Source organism: Microcoleus vaginatus PCC 9802, from assembly GCA_022701275.1.
In the GTDB taxonomy this organism is placed as follows: Bacteria; Cyanobacteriota; Cyanobacteriia; order Cyanobacteriales; family Microcoleaceae; genus Microcoleus; species Microcoleus vaginatus_A.
In genome coordinates, this window is record CP031740.1 from 1,800,849 (window position 1) to 1,821,579 (window position 20,731).

13 protein-coding genes are annotated in these 20,731 nt (G+C 46.7%); 4 read left to right on the top strand and 9 right to left on the bottom strand.

Going from position 1 to position 20,731, the window contains the following annotated elements:
* Positions 1-19: 19 nt before the first annotated feature.
* Positions 20-559: a hypothetical protein gene (locus D0A34_07505; GenBank protein UNU18745.1), complete on the top strand. Its 540-nt coding sequence runs from the start codon at positions 20-22 to the stop codon at positions 557-559.
* Positions 560-802: 243 nt separating this feature from the next.
* A complete protein-coding gene (locus tag D0A34_07510) occupies positions 803-1,222 on the top strand; it encodes a hypothetical protein (GenBank protein ID UNU22212.1) in 420 nt (139 codons plus the stop codon).
* Positions 1,223-1,379: 157 nt separating this feature from the next.
* Here D0A34_07510 and D0A34_07515 read toward each other — a convergent pair whose 3' ends face one another.
* From D0A34_07515 to treZ, 9 genes are all read right to left on the bottom strand, one after another.
* Positions 1,380-1,649 carry a hypothetical protein gene (locus tag D0A34_07515; protein UNU18746.1) on the bottom strand — a complete coding sequence of 90 codons (270 nt, stop codon included), beginning with the start codon at positions 1,647-1,649 and terminating at the stop codon, positions 1,380-1,382.
* 417 nt (positions 1,650-2,066) lie between these two features.
* Positions 2,067-5,273 carry a multidrug efflux RND transporter permease subunit gene (locus D0A34_07520; GenBank protein ID UNU18747.1) on the bottom strand — a complete coding sequence of 1,069 codons (3,207 nt, stop codon included), beginning with the start codon at positions 5,271-5,273 and terminating at the stop codon, positions 2,067-2,069.
* A gap of 149 nt (positions 5,274-5,422) precedes the next feature.
* Positions 5,423-7,294 (bottom strand): efflux RND transporter periplasmic adaptor subunit, encoded by a 1,872-nt coding sequence (locus tag D0A34_07525; GenBank protein ID UNU18748.1) that lies wholly within the window; start codon positions 7,292-7,294, stop codon positions 5,423-5,425.
* 268 nt (positions 7,295-7,562) lie between these two features.
* The gene (locus tag D0A34_07530; GenBank protein UNU18749.1) at positions 7,563-8,171 is read right to left on the bottom strand and encodes a PadR family transcriptional regulator; all 609 of its coding nucleotides are present in this window, start codon (positions 8,169-8,171) and stop codon (positions 7,563-7,565) included.
* Positions 8,172-8,889: 718 nt separating this feature from the next.
* Entirely contained in the window at positions 8,890-9,402 is a 513-nt protein-coding gene (locus D0A34_07535) for a DUF4112 domain-containing protein (GenBank protein UNU18750.1), read from the bottom strand.
* Between the two features lie 161 nt (positions 9,403-9,563).
* The gene (gene dnaK, locus D0A34_07540; GenBank protein UNU18751.1) at positions 9,564-11,480 is read right to left on the bottom strand and encodes a molecular chaperone DnaK; all 1,917 of its coding nucleotides are present in this window, start codon (positions 11,478-11,480) and stop codon (positions 9,564-9,566) included.
* Positions 11,481-12,024: 544 nt separating this feature from the next.
* On the bottom strand, positions 12,025-14,820 hold the full coding sequence (gene treY, locus D0A34_07545) for a malto-oligosyltrehalose synthase (protein ID UNU18752.1): 2,796 nt from the start codon (positions 14,818-14,820) through the stop codon (positions 12,025-12,027).
* 17 nt (positions 14,821-14,837) lie between these two features.
* Positions 14,838-15,056: a hypothetical protein gene (locus D0A34_07550; protein UNU18753.1), complete on the bottom strand. Its 219-nt coding sequence runs from the start codon at positions 15,054-15,056 to the stop codon at positions 14,838-14,840.
* Between the two features lie 4 nt (positions 15,057-15,060).
* Positions 15,061-16,890, bottom strand: coding sequence for a malto-oligosyltrehalose trehalohydrolase (treZ, locus tag D0A34_07555; GenBank protein ID UNU18754.1), 1,830 nt, complete (start codon positions 16,888-16,890; stop codon positions 15,061-15,063).
* 316 nt (positions 16,891-17,206) lie between these two features.
* Between treZ and D0A34_07560 the strand changes: the two genes are divergently transcribed.
* Complete coding sequence (locus D0A34_07560; protein ID UNU18755.1) at positions 17,207-19,267, top strand: glycogen debranching protein; 2,061 nt, start codon at positions 17,207-17,209, stop codon at positions 19,265-19,267.
* Between the two features lie 208 nt (positions 19,268-19,475).
* The gene (locus D0A34_07565) at positions 19,476-20,516 is read left to right on the top strand and encodes a glucokinase (protein UNU18756.1); all 1,041 of its coding nucleotides are present in this window, start codon (positions 19,476-19,478) and stop codon (positions 20,514-20,516) included.
* Positions 20,517-20,731: the final 215 nt, after the last annotated feature.

Here is a 20,731-nt window from a genome sequence, read left to right on the forward strand (position 1 = left end):
AACAGCGGAAATCAAAGCTATGAGCGTATCAGTAGGTTCAGAGAAACCGGAATTTAAAGAATTACTGCTGCAATTGCAAGCTGCGATTGCGAATGAAAATACAGAATTGTCAATCCAGAGTATAGAAAATTCCGAAAAGGGAGTAATTGCAATCTTTGTCAATGCTCTGACCGAGGATAAGCAAGCTATAATTTATCACGAGTTAAAGCAAAACTACGAACTACTGTTAAAGGCTATTGAAGATAAATATCAAGCTGAATTGCGAGCCAAAGATTGCGAGATTGCCATGTACCGTCAAGAGATAGCTATTTCCGAAGCAGTTTCTAAAAGTTTAACAGAACTTGAAACCGATGCTCATTCCAGTCAGGAAGATGAGTCGATCGCCGAATCAGAGGATGTGGAGTCACTAAGGGCGATCGCCCAAAAATACAAGGATGAATTAAAATATAAAGATGAGGAAATCGCCTTATATCGCCAGCAAATAGCTGAAATGAGAGAACTAACAGAGATGTTAGCTAAACAACCGCTGTCGATTAATATTATTCAGGAGGATAAGTAAGCATAAAGTCTTACCCAAACCATGCAAAGTGACGAAAGTCTTACTCGAATTATCCAGGCCTATGAGCAAATTATCAAAGATTTAGAAGCCAAGCACAAATCTGAACTGCAAGCTAAAGATAGAGATATAGACTTTTACCGTCAAAAAAGTTTGGAGTTAAATGAACTTCTAAAAGTGTTGGCGACGCGACCTGTTAATGTTATTATTAATAATGAAGTTAAATCTACATCAGAGAGTAAAGCTATGAGTGACCAAATCGACCAAAGTCGCAAAATAGAAATTACAGGCGGAACCGTTAACGCTAGCGGTGCAGGAGCTTTAAGTTTAGGTGATATCAGCGGTACTGTTGCCAATACAATTAATCAATTATCTGATTCTGCTAAACCAGATGAACCGGGAATCAAAGAATTATTGACTGAGTTACAAACAGCGATCGAGGCGGAAACTGATTTATCTGATGATGATAAAGCTGAAGCATTGGAGCAGGTAAAAACTTTGGCAGAAGTAGGGAAAAATCCCCAAGAAAGTACATTGCAAAAGGCGGGGAAAACGGCCATGAAAATTTTGAAAGGGACTATTGCTGGTTTACCTAGTGCGGCGACGTTGGTGGAAGCTTGCAGTAAATTGTTGCCCGCGATCGCAAGTCTTTTACTTTTACCCTAAAATTATTTATAAATTCAGACAGAACTTACACACTTCGACCAAAGAAACCGGGTTTTTTCGCAAATCTGCGCGTTTCAACGAAGTATTCTCGAAAAAACCCGGTTTCTGACCACCCGTGCGTAAATCCTAAGCTACTCACTCAGGATGACAACGCAGCTTACCGTCCAGATTTTTTCGGCGGTGTACCGTTAGCCCGCGAACGACGGATCAGCACGCTCATCACCTGCTTCGGATTGGCTGCACGCTGTACGGGGCTCCAATCGCCGACTTCGGCAAATCCCAGTCGGTACAAAGTGAGTATGGTTTCCCTGACTCCCTTGGGCGAACCGACAACCGTTAACAGCACCACTTCCTGTTCCGATACTGCTGCTGAGTCGTCATTTGGGCGATCGAATTTGTTGTCGTCAGGCACGAATTCCTGTGACATAATATGTTCTCCTGGTTTTGGGTTTTCTAGAAAAACCCAAAAACCCAGCCGCCCCGCATTTCAACGCATAGCAGGGCGGCTACAGAGGATGTTATGATGCTCCGTTAGCCTCCAGACTGCTGATACCAGTTTGGCGGTTAGCTGTCCATTGCTGTTACGAGCAGCTTTGGGCAGTGCAACTAGATTTTTGGGCGACGCGGGCTGCCTCCTCTACAAGCAAGCAACCTCTCACTTCAAAGCGTAGCCGCAGATGGGGGCCGCCGTCAATCGATTTTGGATTTTGGATTTTGGATTTTGGATTGAAGAATTGAGCCCCGGACTAATCTGGGGACTTTGGGGGTTTTGATGCGGGATTGGCGGGTTTTGGGCGATCGCACCAATTCTACTCACAAAACGATAGTATTTGCCACTTACCAATTAAAACGGCGATACTTTATCGCGTTCTACCTCCTCGCCTGCAGTCGTTTTCCCATTCAAAATTATTGTGCCATCATCGGGCAGATTGTCTAGTCGATCGCGCTTCCGAAAGCGATCGCGAGCCGAGACAACCACCACATACAGAACCGGCACTATAAACAAACTCAAGACAGTAGAAACAACCATCCCCCCGGCGATCGCATTCCCTAGCGATCGGCGGCTCGCTGCACCCGCACCTTCTGGGTTAACCAGAGGAGCAATCCCCAAAACAAATGATAAAGAAGTCATCAAAATCGGTCGTAAACGCTCTTGAGAAGCCTCAACTGCCGCCTTAGCAATTGAATATCCCTGCTCCCGTAACTGGTTAGCAAACTCCACGATTAAAATCGCATTTTTACTAGCCAACCCAATCAACATCACCAAACCAATCTGGCAATAAACATCATTCGCCAAACCCCGCAACGACTGAGCTAAAAGAGCACCTAAAATCGCCAGAGGCACCGATAGCAAAATAATGAAAGGATCGACATAATTTTCGTACTGAGCCGCCAACACCAAAAACACAAAAATCAGCCCCAAACCGAAAATAATCGGTGCTTGACCGCCCGACTCAATTTCTTCTAAAGAACTCCCCGACCATTCATAGCCAAAACCCGACGGCAAAACTTCAGCCGACACCTTTTCCATCGATTTTAGCGCCTGTCCAGAACTCGCTCCCGGAGCCGGAGTGCCAGTAATTTCAATTGACCTATATAAATTGTAGTGGTTAACACTTTGCGCCCCCACCACCGGAGTTATCTTCACCAAATTGCTCAAAGAAATCATTTCATTCTTTCCAGAACGCACATACAATTTCCCAATATCTTCAGGGTTATCACGAAACTGTTTATCCGCCTGAACATACACCCGATAATTGCGCTGCTGGAGATTAAAATCATTCACATACTGAGCCCCCAGAGCCGTTTGTAGCGTACTGAAAACATCATTAATGGGAATATCTAGAGCCTTAGCTCGATTGCGGTCAACCTCCACAATTAATTGAGGCGTATTCGCAGCAAACGTACTAAATACCGCTTGCAATCCCGGTGTCTGATTTGCCTGCTTCAAAATCCCGCCCATAGTCTGGACTAAGCCATCTAAACCGCTGTTACCTTTGCGGTCTTGCAATTGAAATTGGAAACCCCCAAATTGACCTAAACCTTGAATCGCAGGCGGATTCACGGGGAAAATTCTCGCTTCGGGAATCGAGAAAAACTTACCCCGCAACTTACCAATAATCGCTTGTACAGTTTGATCTTCTCCGTGACGTTCTTCCCAGCCTTTAAGTGTAGTAAATATAATCCCCTGGTTGGAACTGTTACCACTAAAACCAAAGCCACCTACAGAAAAAGTCCCCACAACTTCAGGAACTTTGAGGATTTCTTGTTCCACTTTGTCCATCACCTGCTGGGTGTATTGCAGCGAAACCCCTTGAGGCCCTTGAATAATTGTCAGAAAATAACCCTGGTCTTCCTCTGGGATAAATGCTGTCGGTACTGCTAAATAAAGCCAAGCGGTGAATCCCAGAGAAGCGATAAACAACAGGGTAACAATGGTTTTAAATCGTGTTAAGAATATTAAGGAATCTCTATATTTCTTTTGCGTCCAATCCAGAAAAATATTAATCCGGTTAAACACCCAACCCAACGGGCCGCCAAACTTCTTACCTGGGCGCAGTAATATAGCGGCAAGTGAGGGAGTAAGAGTAACTGCCATAAAGGTAGAAAGCAGGACTGAAAAAGCAATTGTCAGGGCAAATTGTTTATAGAGTGCTCCCGTTGTCCCAGGGAAAAATGCCACTGGTACGAACACGGCCATCAATACTAAGGAAGTGGCAATTACAGCACTAAAAAGTTCCCGCATTGACTCGGAAGCTGCTTGGCGGGCATTCATACCTTGGCGGACTAGACGGTCAATATTTTCGACTACGATGATAGCGTCATCAACCACTAAACCTGTTGCTAAGGTAAGACCAAATAGAGACAAACTGTTAATCGTAAATCCGAAAGCTTTGATAAAGGCAAATGTCCCAATCAACGAAATCGGAATTGTGAGGGTGGGAATAATCGTAGTGCGCCAATCTTGCAGAAACACAAAAATAACTATCACCACTAGCAAGACTGCTTCAAACAGAGTTTTGACTACTTCTGCCATTGACTCTTGGACAAATTGAGTCGTATCTAGTGCGATTCTATGTATCACTCCGGGAGGGAAGTTTTTAGCTAATTTTGCCATTTCTGCTTTGACGGCTTGGGCAACATTTAGAGCATTACTTCCGGGTAATTGGTAAATCCCTAAACCCACAGCGTCATTCCCTCGAAATCGCAGGAAAGAGTTATAATTTTCTGCTCCTAATTCTGCTCTCCCAACATCTTTTAACTTAACTAAAGTTCCATTTGTTTCGCTTTTAATAACGATGTCTTCAAATTCGGTGGGGCTTTTTAGACGACTTTCTGCCGTCAAATCAATCTGATACATTTGCCCTTCTGGGGCGGGTTCTTGACCAATTCTTCCTACACCAACTTGCAAGTTTTGTTCATTAATTGCTCTTGTAACATCTTGCATTGTTAGATTACGAGCCGCCAATTTATTGGGATCTATCCACAGGCGCATAGCATAGCGTCTTTCCCCAAAAATCCGCACGTCGCCCACGCCTTTTACTCTTTTTAAAGTATCTGCTAAATAGAGGTCGGCGTAGTTGCTTAAAAATATGGTATCGTATTCTTTATTTTCGGTAAATAATCCTATAGCCAGCAGCAGGCTGTTAGATTGTTTTGTAACTGTAACTCCTGTGCGTTGTACGACATCTGGCAATTGTGGTTGAGCAACTGCAACTCGATTTTGCACATCGACGGCGGCGATATCTTTGTTGCGGGAAGTATCAAAGGTGGCTGTAATGGTGCTAGTTCCACTGTTGGTGCTACTGGAAGTTAGATATTTCAGTCCTTCAATGCCGTTGATTTGCCTTTCTAGGATGTTTGTTACCGCATTTTCGACAACTTCAGCATTCGCACCGCTATAGTTGGCTGTGACGTTGATTTGGGTGGGGCTGATGTCGGGGAAGCGTTCGATCGGCAATGTGGGAATGCTGATTGCGCCTACCAAAACAATAATTAAGGCGCAGACGCTAGCAAAGACTGGTCGTTTAATAAAGAAATCTGCAAACATTATTTGGGTAATGGGTAGTTGCGGATGGCTAATGAGTAATTGCTAATGGTGTGCCGGATTTAAGGATTTAAGGATGAACAGGATTAATTTTAGTCACCCTCAATTTAATCCTGTAAATCTTGAAAATCTTGTTCAACCTAATTCAGATATTAATTTTTGCTACCCACTGGTAATTTTGTCTTTTTCTCTTCTGGTACCTCTGGTTGTTGAGCCATAATCGGAACACCGTCTGTGAGGTTAAGGATGCCTGCGGTAACAATTTTTTCGCCTGCTTGCAAACCTTCGATAACTTGATAATTATTCCCCTCAATGGCTCCCAATTTCACGGACTTTTGCCGTGCTATTAAAGGTGGCGCTCCAGGTTGTGGCTGTTCTGGCTTTTGAGCTGTGAAGACAAAAGTTTCTCCACCTAAGCGAGTGACTGCTGTTACTGGAACTAAAATTCCGGGGTTCTGTTTCCAGATGACTTTAGCTTTTACAAACTGGAGATTAAGCAGTTCGCCGGTGGGGTTGGGAAAGGTGGCTTTAGCTAAAATTGTTTGGGAATTGGCGCTGACGTTGGGGGAGATAAAACTGATTTGACCTTGGGCGATCGCCTTACCTTGAGCGTCGAGCATTTGTACTGGCAGCCCTAAGCGTAATTGAGGCTGCCGTTCCAAAGGAATTGATAACCGCAAGTCTAGCAATTGGTTCTCTGTCAGGGTGGCAATGGCGTTACCTTTTTGCAAGTAATCACCTACTTTCACTGGTATGTCGCCGATGACTCCCGCGAAGGGCGCGATGACAGCAGTTTCTTGTAGTTGTACTTCAAAGCCGCGCACTTGAGCCGCGGCCTCGGCAACTTGCGCTTGGGCTTGATCGAGCTGTTCTTGGCGAGTGCCGTTGGCTAACTGCGCTAATCTGCTCTTGGCTTGTGCGACTTCTGCTTCGGCTTTGGCTATTTCCTCTGGGCGCGAACCGTTTTGCAATTGCCGCAAAGCTTGCCGCTGCTGTTGCAAGGCTGCTGTCCGGCGCTCGATCTCAGCTTGTCTGTTCTTTTGCCGCTGCTGGAAACGTCTTTGAGCTTCTCGGAGATTGGCTTTGGCGGTGCCTTCTTTTTGGGTGTATTGTTCGAGGGTGTTGGCGGATTCTGCGCCTTCTTTTGCCAATGCCTGATATCTGGCAAGCTGCTGGGTGGCTAACTTTGCTTCGGCTGTGCTTGCCTCTATTTGCGCTCTTGCTTGGGCGATGTCTTCTAAGAGGCTACCTGTTTGGGCGTCGGCGAGGTCGGCTTCAGCTTGGCTAACGCGGGCTTGGGCTTGACCAATTTCTTCTGGCCGAGAGCCCGATCGCAGTTGGGCTAGGTTGGCTTGGGCTTGGGCGACTTGGGCTTGAGCTTGGGCGATTTCTTCGGGCCTGGCTCCTGCTTGCAATTCGGCTAAGTGGGATTGAGCGCGAATCAGGTTGGCTTGGGATTGCCTCAAGTCAGCTTGGGCGCTGTCGCTTTTCATGCGGGCGATGGCTTGCCCTTTGTTTATGAAGTCCCCGGATTTGACAAAAATCTCCGTGACTAGCCCTTCTACTTCGGGTTTGATTTCTACCGAACGCTTGGCCTCTAAGCTGCTGACAAATTCCGAGGAATCTTGGACTGAGCTGGTTTCTACGGCTGCAAGCTTGACTGGTATGCCTGGGGGTTGGGCTGCTGCTGCCGGTTGCTGGGCGCGATTATGACCCGATTGCCACGAGTACCAGCCGAAACCTGCTGCGCCTGTGGCGATCGCGAGCGCGGCAATTAAGGGCCAGCGCGATCGTGGTTTAGCAACAGGTTCGGGGCGATCGGCAACGGCTGCAAAATCCTGCGGTCGATCGCTGTCTGCATCGGTTGGGTGCTGTTCGGGTTTAGCAACAGGTTGGGGGCGATCGGCAAGGGGGGCCAAATCCTGCGGTCGATCGCTGCCTGCATCGGTTGAGTGCAGTTCCGGTGTGGCAGATTTTTGCTCTTCAGCTTCAACCACGGATTCTGGGGATTTAGAATAACTCATTGGCAGCACCACTTAGATTTTTTTTAACTTCTGACTTACTGAGACTTGGGCGGAATATTTGATTCTCCGTGGCCCCCTCAAACATGGGGGAATAACGACAAGCGATTTTAAACAGGATGGAATCGGGAAAGTACCTTTTTAATGAGGTTGGGGTATGTGCAGGGCTTTAGTCTGATCACAGTTAGCAAAGCCAGCGAGTGATTCTTTTTAGGAAAGCTTCTTGTTATCTCTCAAAAGTTACGATGGCAGGAATGATTACACATCCTTCTTATGAGTCACCTGAGTGGGTGAGTTGCAAGGATTTTCCCTTGGAGTCGGCGGATTCAGGGGAGGTTGGGGAGTCACGAACTCCGGCGATCGCGCTTTTTTCCTTGGCTAGTTGCTCGGTTAACCACTCTATCTCTGACGCCAGCACTGACTTGCAGCGATCGCCAGAGGCGAATTGATAGTCGTCGGTTAGTGGATATTCGCTTTTGAGGCTTTCGATGTAGTCTTGCCGGGTGTAACAGGCTCGCAAGCGGTGTTCCAATAGCTTCAGCCGTTCTTCGGGTTCTAAGTTACCAAAAAAGAAAAACTTAATTCGGAACCGGGAACCGCTGTTAACCCAGCTTTCTTGAGGGTGTTCGAGCATTTTTTGCCGCCAGAGTTCGCGCCCTTTGGCGGTAATTCCGTAGATTTTGCGCGGACAGCCCGCATCTCCGGCTTCTTCGGCTATTACCGAAATCTCCCCTCGCTCTTCCAAGCGCTTCAGCAGCGGGTAAATCGCTCCGTAGTTGACGCTGATGCAACTGCTCATAAACAGCTCCAGTTGTTGCTTTAACCGATAGCCGTGCAGGGGTTGCAACTGTAGCAGCCCAAGGGCTGATAATTCAAGCATTTATATCAAATTGATATTATAGTCTGGATTATATAACTATATCTGACTCATGGGCGATCTGGTCAATAGCTAGTTTCAAAGAAAATTAAGAATTAGATACACATTTAATAAGCTTTGTCAATACCCTTAAGATATGTTATTTTAGGTTCGAGAAAGGGCGATCGCTTTATATAAACCCATTTGAGATAGAAGAAGAGTGCTTATTTACCTCGATTTCGGTCAAAGACCAAGCAGCATCTCACTTTGAACACAACTGAGATGCTGCTTGGTCTTTGATGTCTCCGAAGTGCTTTAATAGACTCTGCTCAATAGCTGCGATTTCTGCCACATATCTCTTCTTGGTAAGAGCACCAGAACTTTTCTTGGCATGGGTTGGTTGAATTTTAAAACCCTCACACATTTTAGTATTTTTTGAGAATTTATCGCCGCCGCTGTTTTTTGGTAGTTGATAGTCCTATCATTTGTGTCAAGTCTTGCTACAAAAGAAGTGTTGGGTTTATTTTCAGAGGCCCTGTTTCTAAGGTGCCGATATGTGAGATTGTCGATTTTTATTGAGAAATTAAAGAATAACAACTCACCTTAACGCTAGTTAAATCCCGATGTTATTACCTGCGAACAATCATCCTCTAATATACTTTATTAAGTCCAAATAATCCCCGATTAGATGCTCTTACCATGACACATCCAGAGTGATTTATGTTTATCCTACAACCCCAACTCAACGCCCTGTAACTACTCGAAATAACCACCCAAAAAGCATCACGCTCAAGAAAATTACACCTCCGACAATTAACATCAAACCCAACAGCAAAGCCGCAACAAATAACCAATTGGCTTTTTTACCCGGTTCGGGGGAACCTAAATGAGCATCTAGCAATTCTATATTTTTGACATTAGCTTTCCAAGTAACATCTAACAAGTCTCCGGCAACGGGTACAGTACCGGCAACTGTATCAAATACGATGTTAGTGGCCATTTTGACTAAAGTCTCTTGTGGCACTCCCATTTGAGCGGACTTGAAGACAACATAGCCTGCAAAAAGTGAACTGATTAAATCGCCGCCGCCCGGTATAAGTCCCAATATCGGATCGAGTCCAATGCGGTATTTTGTGCCGGGAATCGGAATTGCATTGTCTAGTAAATGGCTGATGCGGCGGAGACGGCGCAAGGATGCAACATGAGATTTATTGGGAGTATTTGCGGAGGAATTTTGTATAGGAGAACGTGACATTTTAGATTACTCCTGACTTTACTTCTTAGTCCGCTTGGAGTGGACTTCGTTTGACAAGAAGCGACTTCAATCGCCGAATCATCTTTCATCATACAGAGAAACCCGGTTTTTGTTCAAAACCGGGTTTCTTGTTTCTAGCTTAGGGCTTTTAGTTTAGCCTGCTATTTGTTGCCTTCAGTGAAGTCGGCGTCAATTACGTCGTCGCCGCCGCCAGTGGGGCCGCCGTCTCCATAGCCACCAGGGCCACCGGGGCCACCAGGGCCGTCAGTTGGGCCGCCTGCTTGCTGGTACAGGTTGCTGCTGATAGCGTAGAATGCTTGCTGCAACTCTGTTGTCAAGGTTTTGATGCGATCGTCATCTTCACTATTTATCGCATCGCGCAAGTCTTTGATCAACCCTTCAACCTTAGTCTTGTCATCAGCAGGAACCTTATCACCCAGTTCCGCCAACTGTTTCTCAATTTGATAGGCTAGAGAATCTGCTTGGTTTTTGCGATCGATCCTTTCGCGACGTTCCTTGTCAGCAGAAGCATTCGATTCGGCTTCCTTCACCATGCGTTCGACTTCATTGCTGGGCAAAGTAGAAGCACCAGTAATGCTAATCGATTGCTCCTTGCCAGTACCTTTATCCTTAGCAGCTACATTCAAAATACCGTTAGCATCGATATCGAAAGTAACTTCAATTTGAGGTACGCCACGGGGGGCTGGTGGGACTCCATCTAAGCGGAAGGTTCCCAAATCCTTGTTATCATTCGCCATTTCTCGTTCGCCTTGCAAAACGTGAATTTCCACGTTTGTTTGGCCGTCTACAGCAGTCGAGAAAGTTTCCGACTTCTTGGTAGGAATAGTGGTGTTGCGGGGAATGATTTTGGTCATCACGCCACCCAAGGTTTCGACGCCCAGAGACAGCGGGGTAACGTCGAGCAACAAGATGTCTTTGACTTCGCCAGAGAGTACGCCGGCTTGAATTGCTGCACCGACTGCGACCACTTCATCCGGGTTTACCGTTTGGTTGGGCTCTTTGCCGAGGATTTTTTTGACCAGTTCTTGCACAGCAGGAATGCGTGTAGAACCACCAACTAAGACGACTTCATTAATTGCCGACTTGTCTAATTTGGCGTCGCGGATCGCGTTTTCTACGGGGATGCGAGAGCGATCGATCAAATCCGAGCACAGTTCTTCAAACTTGCCCCGCGTCAAAGTCGTGTCCAAGTGTTTTGGCCCGTCTTGAGTCGCGGTAATAAACGGCAGGTTGATTTCTGCTTGGGTAACGCTCGAAAGTTCAATCTTGGCTTTTTCTGCTGCTTCCGTCAGGCGTTGCAGTGCTTGTTTGTCTTTGCGGAGGTCAATGCCTTCGGCTCTTTGGAATTCGTTAGCGATGAAATCAACAATTTTTTTATCAAAATCGTCACCGCCGAGGTGAGTGTCTCCTGAAGTGGCCAGCACTTCAAACACGCCGTCGCCAACTTCTAGAATAGATACGTCGAAAGTACCGCCACCTAAGTCAAATACGAGGATGGTTTCGTTGCTCTTTTTATCTAATCCGTAGGCTAAAGCTGCTGCTGTAGGTTCGTTAATAATCCGCAGCACTTCTATACCGGCAATTTTTCCCGCGTCTTTGGTAGCTTGGCGCTGGGAGTCGTTGAAGTAAGCGGGAACAGTAATTACCGCTTGGGTAACAGTTTCGCCGAGGTATTTGCTCGCGTCTTCTACCAGTTTGCGGAGAACTTGTGCAGAAATTTCTTCTGGGGCAAATTGCTTGCCACGGGCGGGACAGTCTAGTTTGAGGCTGTTGCCGACTTTGAGGACTTTGTAGGAAACTTCTGTGGTTTCGTGGGTTACTTCATCAACCCGACGCCCGATAAACCGTTTTACTGAGTAAAAAGTGTTTTCGGCGTTCATCACGGCTTGACGCTTGGCGATTTGTCCGACAAGTTGATCGCCATTTTTAGCATATGCTACTACAGAAGGTGTGGTGCGACCCCCTTCGGCGTTGGCTATGACGGTGGGTTTGCCGCCTTCCATAACTGCGACGCAGGAGTTTGTCGTACCTAAGTCAATTCCAACTACTTTTCCCATAGGGGTGTTCCGGCTCCAATCTCTACAAAATTTTGGTGTTTTATCTGTGCGATAGTCTGGTTATTCAGGACTGCGATTTTACCTCGCGGTTTACGGGTAGTGAGTCCTGCTTTAATACAGTCTTCGATAGGGTGCTGATCTCTATACTGCGGGCGGTAGACCTTGCGATGAAGGGGTATTTACCGAACCTCTTGGGGGACGGTTGCATCCGTGAGGCTTGCACCGCTACAGTTGTTGACTGCTTTGCTTTTCTTTACTCTTCCCAATGTACGGTGTGCGATGGATTCGGGTATTGTGGCAAACCGTATACGTTGTGTTGTATTTGCCGTCTTATGTATATAAATTTTGTTTGGTTGGTAGGGGCGATCGGTTTTTTGGCTTCAAATCAGGTTTAATATCAATTCTGAAAAGGGACACGGCAATGCCCTGTCCCTATCAGTTTACTTCCAGGCTGTGCCTGGGAAGGAATATATTATTGAGGGAGAGCCTCCAGTCCGCCTCCTGGGAATCTCGGAAAATTCAAGAATTTTCCAGCTTTTAATTGCTATTTTTCACCGATCAGCAGAGCTGCCGGAAAGTAAGTCAGAGCTTCACCAATTGCCAACGTACCGTTACTTTCTACCGCCTGATTTGTAATTGCATCTTTCCAAACCGACGGCATTTGTTCGGATAATTTCAAATTAGTATCTTTCCAGACTTGTTTGCCGATCGGCATTTCTTCCGGTTTGACAATTCCCGTGAAAAACCGGGGAGCAATGACAATAACGGTAGTATCTTCAAAGCTTCTGGCAAAGGCAACAACATTATCTTTAAACGTGCCAACTGCTTCCAGGGGCAGATAATCGCCTGATTCAAAAACTTGCAAGTATTTTTTTCTCGCTTCTAGCGCTCTTGCCGTCAAAAATAACTTAATTCTCGCGTCTTCTCGCGTCGCAATCAAATCTTCAACCAGTTGCAAAATATCCGTCTGACCTTGCTCTTTAATTTCCCGCAAAACCTCGATTCTGCGCTCAAAATCAACGGGACGGCGGTTATCCGGATCAACGTGGCTTAAATCCCAGAATTCCGTCCCTTGATAAATGTCGGGAACGCCCGGAGCAGTTATTTTCAGCAGCGTTTGAGATAAAGAATTGAAAATTCCGTAATTAGCTACTTTTTGGCAGAAAGGTATAAATTTGTTGAGAAACTGATTTTGTTCCGAAGGTTCGAGAACGCTATCGATAAAGGTCATAAAACCAGTTTCGTAGTCGTTATCCGGTCTGAGCCAAGCCGTATAAACTTTGGCTTCGCGGACGGCTTTAATGGCATAATCTTTCAGGCGATCGACATAATCAGTGTTTTCAATTCCCTCAAATGGAAAACTGCCGATTAGAGTTTGGTACAAGAAGTATTCGTCGTTAGTATTGGGAACCATTCGATTCACAAAGTTGACTTTCTTAGAAGAGTTTAGCTCTCTCCAAGACTTGACTTGCTGTTCCCATTCATCGGGAATTTCGGACAAAACGTTAATTCGAGCTCGCACATCTTCGCCGCGTTTGGTATCGTGGGTAGCTGTAGCATTCATTTTGTGCGGCCAAGCGACTTGCTGCTGTTTGTTGAACTCGTGAAAATCTACCAGCGACACGCCGAACTGACTGGGGTTTCCTCCCACTTCGTTGAGGGATAAAAGCCGATAGTAGACGTATAAAAGCGTGTCTTCAACGCCTTTGGCCATCAAAGGCCCTGTCAACTGCTGGAGTTTCATTACAAAGTGCCGGCGCTGCTCTTTTTGTTCGGTTGTTAGGGTTTCTTCTTCTTCCAGCAACAGCACCGTTTCGATAAATTTAAGTTCCTTGAGGAGTCGCGGTACTTGTTCTTTCGCGTGAGCGATCGCATATTTTACGTAAGTGCGATCGGACTCTCTCAAACCCTCTTGATTGATGTAAGTTCGGTAGACGGGAAAAATCGTCAAAACCGCCGCCAATGCTTTTTCCAAACCGGGACGAGTAAAGTCATTTCCCTGTCTGGATTGACCCGAGATATTCTTCAAAAGTTGAGCTAGATTGTCTACATCTCCCGCCAAGTTTTTCTCAACAATCAGCCCTTTTTTATCTAAAAACAACTGTTCGTAGGGAACGGTCAAGCGAGTAAATCTCTGATATATTTCGCTAAATTGCTGCTCGCGATCGCATCGACAGAAAACGCCGTTTACGTAATTCAAAAAGTCGTAGCCGCTCGTTCCCTCAATCGGCCAATATGACGGCAAATCTTCTTCGTGTTCCAGAATTTTTTCCACAGTGATGTAAGTGTCTCCGGTTTTCTCCCGCAGCCGTTTCAAATATTCTGTGGGGTCGTACAGTCCGTCGATGTGGTCGATTCTCAATCCGGTAAACTTTCCCTCATCAACCATGTCGAATATCAGAGCATGGTTTTTGTGAAAAACTTTAATCTCTTCAACTTTTACCGAAATAAGTTCGTTTACCGTAAAAAACCTTCGGTAGTTAATTTCTTCGGCCCCAACTTTCCAGAAAGCCAGACGGTAAAACTGCTCGGAAAGCAATTCGTCTAGCAGATTAAAGCTTTCGGCATTGCCCTTTTCTCCGTTAAAAAAATTGATGTTTTCATCGATAAATTCCTGCACAAGGGGATTTTGATTGTAGAGTTCCCACAGCAGTCCTTTGACAAAAGCTATCTGATCGTATCTGGTTTTACCTTTAGTTTCTGAAGGTGTATTTTTAATCAAATAAAGAATCCCCAAAAACTTGATAAAATCAGGATGGCGTCTGCCTAATTCTCTGGCTAAATGCCCCAAATTATGACTGATAAATTTAGCATAAGATTCAATTCTTACTGGCAATTGTAAGCTATAATAATTGATGCTCAGCCCATTTTCGCTGTATTTGAGTTGAATCTCGCCATTTTCCAGACACTCTCCATAAAAATTGCCCAGCAGCGGAGCCAGCACTCGACCTCTGAGATGTTCGTAAGCGTGATTCCATTCAATATCGAAGTAATCGAAATAGTCGGAATCCGGGCCGTGTTCCAATACGTCTAACAGCAGCAAGTTTTGAGTGTCGTAAGCCATGTGGTTTGGGACAATATCTTGCAGCCATCCCATGTTCCGTTTCTTGATTTCGTATGTGAGGGCTTCAAAATTTTCTGATGTTCCCAATTCGGGATTGAGCTGATTTGAGTCAACGACATCGTATCCGTGAGAGCTGCCTTTTCTGGCTTTAAATATCGGTGAAGCGTAAACGTCGGTAATTCCTAAATCTTCCAGATAGCTAAGGATTTGTTTGGCGGCGTCAAAGTTAAAACCTGCATGAAATTGAAGCCGATAAGTAGTTGTGGGAATTCTCATCTTAATTTTACTCCTAATTAATTAGTTGGTTGGGTTTGTTGTTTAAAATTAGAAATAGCTGGTTGAGTGGAAAACGAACCCTCCGTTTCACTCCGCCCAAGCCCATCAATTTGAGATTTAAGTTTGAGATTTAAGTGAGATTTGAGATTGTTGCTCCCATCTAAAATCTCAAATCGCCAATCTGAAATCAGTTGTTGGGTTGAGCGGCAGCGAACCCTACGCTTCGCTCCGCCCAACCTACTATTTCTGTATTATTTCGTAAAGTGCGAAACTCTGGGGTTTAACAATCAATTCTTGCTCTGAAGTTATCTTTTCAGGCAAGCTAGAACCTGAACCCATCCATTTTTCATCAGCAGAGTCTAAAATTTTGTTCCAATTGCCTTGGGGAAGTGCAGCCGTAAAAGCTACCTCTTGCCTGTTGAAGTTTAGAATGCAGAAGATCTGGCTGTCATCTGTCCAGCGACGTAGAAATAAGATTTTTTCCGCTTCAATGCTGGACACTTCTAGACTGTTTTTGTCGAGTTTTTTAAGGGCTGGTATTGTCCGCCGCAGTTGAATCAAATGTTGGTGCCATTGCCAAAGGATTTTGTGTTTGCCTTCGGTTTGTTTTTCCCAGTTTAACTTACACTTATCGAAAGTCTCAGGACTCTGGGGGTCGTTAAACTCGCCTCGGCCTTCAAAGATTTTAAATTCTTGTTGTTTGTCTTTGCGGATAGCTTCAATTAAGTTTTCGTCCGAGTGGGAAACGAAGTAAAAAAACGGTGCTTCTTCTCCGTATTCTTCTCCCATAAAAAAGAAGGGAATGTAGGGAGAAATTAAGACTGTGCCTGCTGCAAGTTTCAATCCTTCCAAGTCAACTATTTTGGAGAGTCGGTCTCCCAAAATGCGGTTGCCGATTTGGTCGTGGGTTTGGGCAAACACCAGAAATTTATGACCGGGTTCATCCTTAACAGAATTGCCGTGTTTCCGCTTTCTGTGGGGGGCGTACTGACCGGAGTAAACAAAGCTTTCTTTGAAGGCTTTTTCTAAGTGTTCGCACTTGCCGAAATCTTGGTAGTATCGGTCGTCTTCTCCAGTGAGCAAGGCGTGCAGTGCGTGGTGGAAATCATCGCACCATTGGGCGTCTATTCCGAAGCCTCCCTGTTCTTTAGGACGTATAGTGCGGACATCATTTAAGTCACTTTCTGCTATTAAATAAAGTTGCCGTCCTACCTCTTGGGAAATCTCGGCAGTGGCATCGGAGAGTTCTTGCAAAAACGGTCTTGCACTTACTTCAAATATTGCTTGAATTGCATCTAATCTCAGGGCGTCGATGTGATAGTCTCGAAACCAGTAAAGGGCGTTTTCAATAAAGTAGTTACGCACGCCGTCGCTGTAGGCGTCGTCGAAGTTGAGGGGGTCTCCCCAAACTGAGCCGTATTTTGAGGTAAAGTATGGCCCGAATTCACGGAGATAGTTTCCTTCGGGGCCGAGATGGTTGAAAACTACATCAAGAATTACGGAAATGCCGTGTTCGTGGCAAGCGTTGACGAGTGTTTTGAAGCCTTCGGGGCCGCCGTAGGAGTTTTGAACTGCGTAGGGATATACGCCGTCATATCCCCAGTTTCGCTCGCCGGGGAATTGGGCAACTGGCATTATTTCGATGGCGTTGATTCCCAATTCTTTAAGTTGTTTTAGCTGGGGAATTATTGCTTCAAATGTTCCGGCTTGGGTGAATGTGCCGACGTGCAGTTCGTAAATAATCATTTCGGGTAGCGGCACGCCTTGCCAATTTGTGTCAGTCCAAGTAAAAATATTTTCATCTATTACTTGCGACGGAGCGTGTACGCCTTGGGGTTGATATTTTGAGGCTGGGTCTGGCCGGTCGGTTTTTCCTTCGATTTGGTAGGTGTAAAGGGTTCCTGGTTCGATGTCTGTAGCTGTCGTTTCCCAATAACCTTCTGCGGATTGTTGCAGGGGTATCAGGCGTTTTTTTGGGGAAACAATTTGGACTGCTATTTGTTTGATTGTGGGCGCCCAAACGGTAAATTTACATTGGTTGTTGCCGAGGTAATTTGCTCCTATCTTCACTTTGAGCTGTTCTCCTTATAAAATAGGTTGGTAGTTCGATCGCCCGACGCGCTATCAAATGCTTGCCCTTAACGTTCAGCGCCTGTTTAGACGGTAATATTACTTAATATCACAAACAACTAACTTTAGACAGAGGCATCAAAGGCTAAAATTGTGTACTGGGCAAAATTAGCGGTTGGTTATGTCTAAATTAGAGCAGGAATCGGCACGGGGGCGATCGCCAAATTAACGGCCTGGAAGCGTTAATATTTCTGGTTGATATCATGTCGAAAATCTGCCTAAAGGTAGGTAAAAAATCAGCGCGAGTGTGGATTTTATGGTTATGGCTTTTGGACGGGAAATCTGCTGCAATCTCGACTCGGCGGAGTCTCGGGAGTGGTTGGTCACAAACGGGATCGGCGGTTACGCTAGCGGGACGATCGCAAATCTACTCACCCGCCGCTATCACGGCTTGCTGGTAGCTGCCCTCCAACCCCCCCTGGGACGCACTTTGATGCTCGCCAAGCTGGACGAGACGGCTGTGTATCACGATCGCCCCTATCCGCTTTATACAAACCGCTGGGCCGACGCGGCGATCGAACCCCACGGCTACAACTACATCGAAAGCTTTCACCTCGAAGGCACGACGCCTGTTTGGAGGTTTGCTCTCGCCGACGCTATCCTGGAAAAGCGGATTTGGATGCAGCAAGGTGCTAACACAACATATATTCAATACCGCTTGCACCGCGCCTCACAACCGATCGCCCTCGCTGTCAAAGCCCTAGTCAACTACCGCGACTACCACCACACGACGAGCGCCTGTGACTGGCACATGAGCCTACAAACCTTGGAACGCGGGGTTTGTGTGACTGCATTTCCCAAGGCGACGCCGCTGTACCTGCTGACAGATGCCACACCAGAAGCTACATTCCAAGTCTCTGCGCCCTTATACAATTGGTACTACGGATTTGACTTGGCAGCAGAAAAGCGGCGCGGATTGGATTACTGCGAGGATCACTTGCACGCGGCGACTTTTCACATGACGATCGCACCGGGAAGTTCTCTCACATTGATAGCCAGCACGGAGAAAAATCCCGAACTCAACGGCGGTACAGCTTTAGAATGGCGCCACACTTATGACCAACAACTGCTGCACAACTGGTCAAAAGTGAGTGAATGTCCCGACTGGATCAATACCTTAGTGCTCGCCGCCGACCAATTTATCGTCAGCCGCCCCCTACCGGAGGAACCCGAAGGCAAAACGATCATCGCCGGATATCCCTGGTTCAGCGACTGGGGGCGCGATACGACGATCGCCCTACCCGGCCTCACAATCTGTACCGGGCGATGGGAAATTGCGCGATCGATTTTGCGGACATTTGCGCGGTATGTCGATCGGGGAATGCTGCCGAACCGCTTCCCGGATGCGGGCGGCGAACCGGAATACAACACCGCAGACGCCACGCTGTGGTACTTTGAGGCCATCCGCGCTTATATCGATGCCACGGGAGACGACGAACTTTTGACCGAACTCTGGCCGGTGTTATGTGAGATTGTTGACTGGCACTTGCAGGGTACTCGGTATAACATCCGCGTCGATCCCGATGACGGTTTAGTCTACGCGGGCGAAACCGGCGTGCAACTGACTTGGATGGACGCGAAAATCGGCGATTGGGTGGTGACGCCTCGGATTGGTAAGCCGATCGAACTCAGCGCGCTTTGGTACAATGCTATACAAGCTATGGCAAGTTTTGCTCGAAAACTGGGCAAGCCTCACAATGAATACCAGCAATTGGGCGATCGAACAGCCGCCGGATTTCCTCGCTTCTGGAACGCCTCAAGCGGTTACTGTTACGACGTTCTCGACGGTCCAGACGGACACGATGCCTCGCTGCGGCCCAACCAAATATTCGCCGTATCCTTGCCCCTAGACTCGATTCCTCCTCACTCCGCCAACTCATTGTCCGCGGGGATGCGCCAGGAAACCCGCTATACGCCGTTACTGACGCCCATCCAGCAGCGTGGCGTGGTGGACGCCTGCGCTCAACAGCTTCTGACTTCTGTCGGCCTCCGCAGCCTCTCGCCGCAGCACCCGCAATATCGCGGCGCATACGGAGGCGACCAATTGCAGCGCGACAGCGCCTACCACCAAGGCACAGTTTGGGGCTGGCTGATTGGCCCGTTTGTCTTGGCGCACTTACACGTATACAAAAACCCAGGACAAGCTCGCGAATTCCTCGAACCGATGGCACATCATATAAGGGGCGGCGGAGTTGGCAGTCTGGGCGAAATTTTTGAGGGCGACGCCCCTCACTCGCCGCGAGGCTGCACGGCTCAAGCTTGGACTGTGGCTGAGGTGCTGCGGGCGTGGTTGGCAATTAATACTGTGGGTGTTTAAATTAGTAGTGTTATCAATCATTTGGTAATATCGCAAATTCAAGACCTCAAGAGAATCTCTCTTTCTCTGTCTGTTCTCTTTCTCTGCGTCAAGAGCACCTCTGCGGTTCGTTTAAAAAAAGAGTTCACCAATCTGCCTATCCTTGCTATAAACTAGGTGGGTTATTCAGCAACGAAATCAAGACAACTACTAATTAAATAGGAGATTTATGGCATTATTATTAGCGGGCGATATTGGCGGAACTAAAACAATTTTGCGCTTAGTGGAAAGGACTGTTAACGGTGAAATGAATCCTCTTTACGAGTTTCGCTATCCGAGCGGGGAGTTTCCCGATTTAGTGCCGATGGTGCAGCAGTTTTTGAGGGAAGCTGCTACGAAATTGGATTTGGCGCCATTGCCTGAAAAAGCTTGTTTTGCGATCGCAGGCCCGGTGGTTAACAACACTGCAAAACTGACTAATTTACCTTGGATGTTGGATGCGAAGCGTCTGGAACAGGAATTAGGAATATCACACGTTAGTTTAATTAATGATTTTGTGGCGGTTGGCTACGGCGTGTGGGCTTTGGACGATCGAGATTTGCACACTTTGCAAGTTGGCAAACCCCGCCAATACGACCCAATTGCTGTGATTGGTGCGGGTACTGGTTTGGGAAATTGTTTTGGAATTCCCGAGGCAAATGGCATCAGGGTTTTTTCTTCGGAAGGGGGACACGGTGACTTTGCTCCTCGTTCGGAGTTGGAGTTTCAATTGCTGAAATATTTGTTAGCCAAACACGACATTTCCCGAATATCGATCGAGCGTGTAGTTTCGGGACAAGGGATTGTTTCAATTTACCAGTTTTTGCGGGACAGAAAGTTTGCTCCTGAATCGCCGGAGATAGGGGAAGTTATCAAAAAATGGGAGTCAGAAATCGGTAAAACCGAGAAGAGTGTTGATCCGGGGGCGACAATTGCACAGGCGGCACTCAAAAAGTGCGATCGGCTTTCGGAACAAACAATGCAAATGTTTGTAGAAGCTTACGGTGCAGTGGCCGGAAATTTGGCTCTGACACTGTTACCTTACGGCGGTTTGTACGTAGCCGGCGGCATCGCTGCTAAAATTTTGCCGCTGATTCAAGAAGGGGGTTTTATGCGAGCGTTTACGCACAAAGGCCGGATGGATTCGCTGTTAGAAATGATGCCAGTTCGTCTTGTTTTGAATCCCAATGTAGGGTTAATTGGAGCGGCTGTTTGTGCGGCCGGTCTTTAGGATGATTTTAAATAGTTTGGGCGGGCAAGATGCCCACCCCACAAGAATTTTGTGGCACAGGCATCTTGCCTGTGCAAATATTTGGGGCGGGCAAGATGCCCACCCCACAAGAATTTTGTGACACAGGCATCGTGCCTGTGAAATCCTTGTGACACAGGCATCTTGCCTGTGAAATCCTTGTGGCACAGGCATCTTGCCTGTGCAAATATTTGGGG

What these genes read in the sequence shown, in the direction of transcription:
- D0A34_07520 (UNU18747.1), bottom strand. Translation starts at nt 5,273, where the DNA reads ATGTTTGCAGATTTCTTTATTAAACGACCAGTCTTTGCTAGCGTCTGC.
- D0A34_07530 (UNU18749.1), bottom strand. Translation starts at nt 8,171, where the DNA reads ATGCTTGAATTATCAGCCCTTGGGCTGCTACAGTTGCAACCCCTGCAC.
- D0A34_07565 (UNU18756.1), top strand. Translation starts at nt 19,476, where the DNA reads ATGGCATTATTATTAGCGGGCGATATTGGCGGAACTAAAACAATTTTG.
- D0A34_07535 (UNU18750.1), bottom strand. Translation starts at nt 9,402, where the DNA reads ATGTCACGTTCTCCTATACAAAATTCCTCCGCAAATACTCCCAATAAA.
- D0A34_07525 (UNU18748.1), bottom strand. Translation starts at nt 7,294, where the DNA reads ATGAGTTATTCTAAATCCCCAGAATCCGTGGTTGAAGCTGAAGAGCAA.
- treY (UNU18752.1), bottom strand. Translation starts at nt 14,820, where the DNA reads ATGAGAATTCCCACAACTACTTATCGGCTTCAATTTCATGCAGGTTTT.
- D0A34_07510 (UNU22212.1), top strand. Translation starts at nt 803, where the DNA reads ATGAGTGACCAAATCGACCAAAGTCGCAAAATAGAAATTACAGGCGGA.
- dnaK (UNU18751.1), bottom strand. Translation starts at nt 11,480, where the DNA reads ATGGGAAAAGTAGTTGGAATTGACTTAGGTACGACAAACTCCTGCGTC.
- D0A34_07560 (UNU18755.1), top strand. Translation starts at nt 17,207, where the DNA reads ATGGTTATGGCTTTTGGACGGGAAATCTGCTGCAATCTCGACTCGGCG.
- D0A34_07515 (UNU18746.1), bottom strand. Translation starts at nt 1,649, where the DNA reads ATGTCACAGGAATTCGTGCCTGACGACAACAAATTCGATCGCCCAAAT.
- D0A34_07505 (UNU18745.1), top strand. Translation starts at nt 20, where the DNA reads ATGAGCGTATCAGTAGGTTCAGAGAAACCGGAATTTAAAGAATTACTG.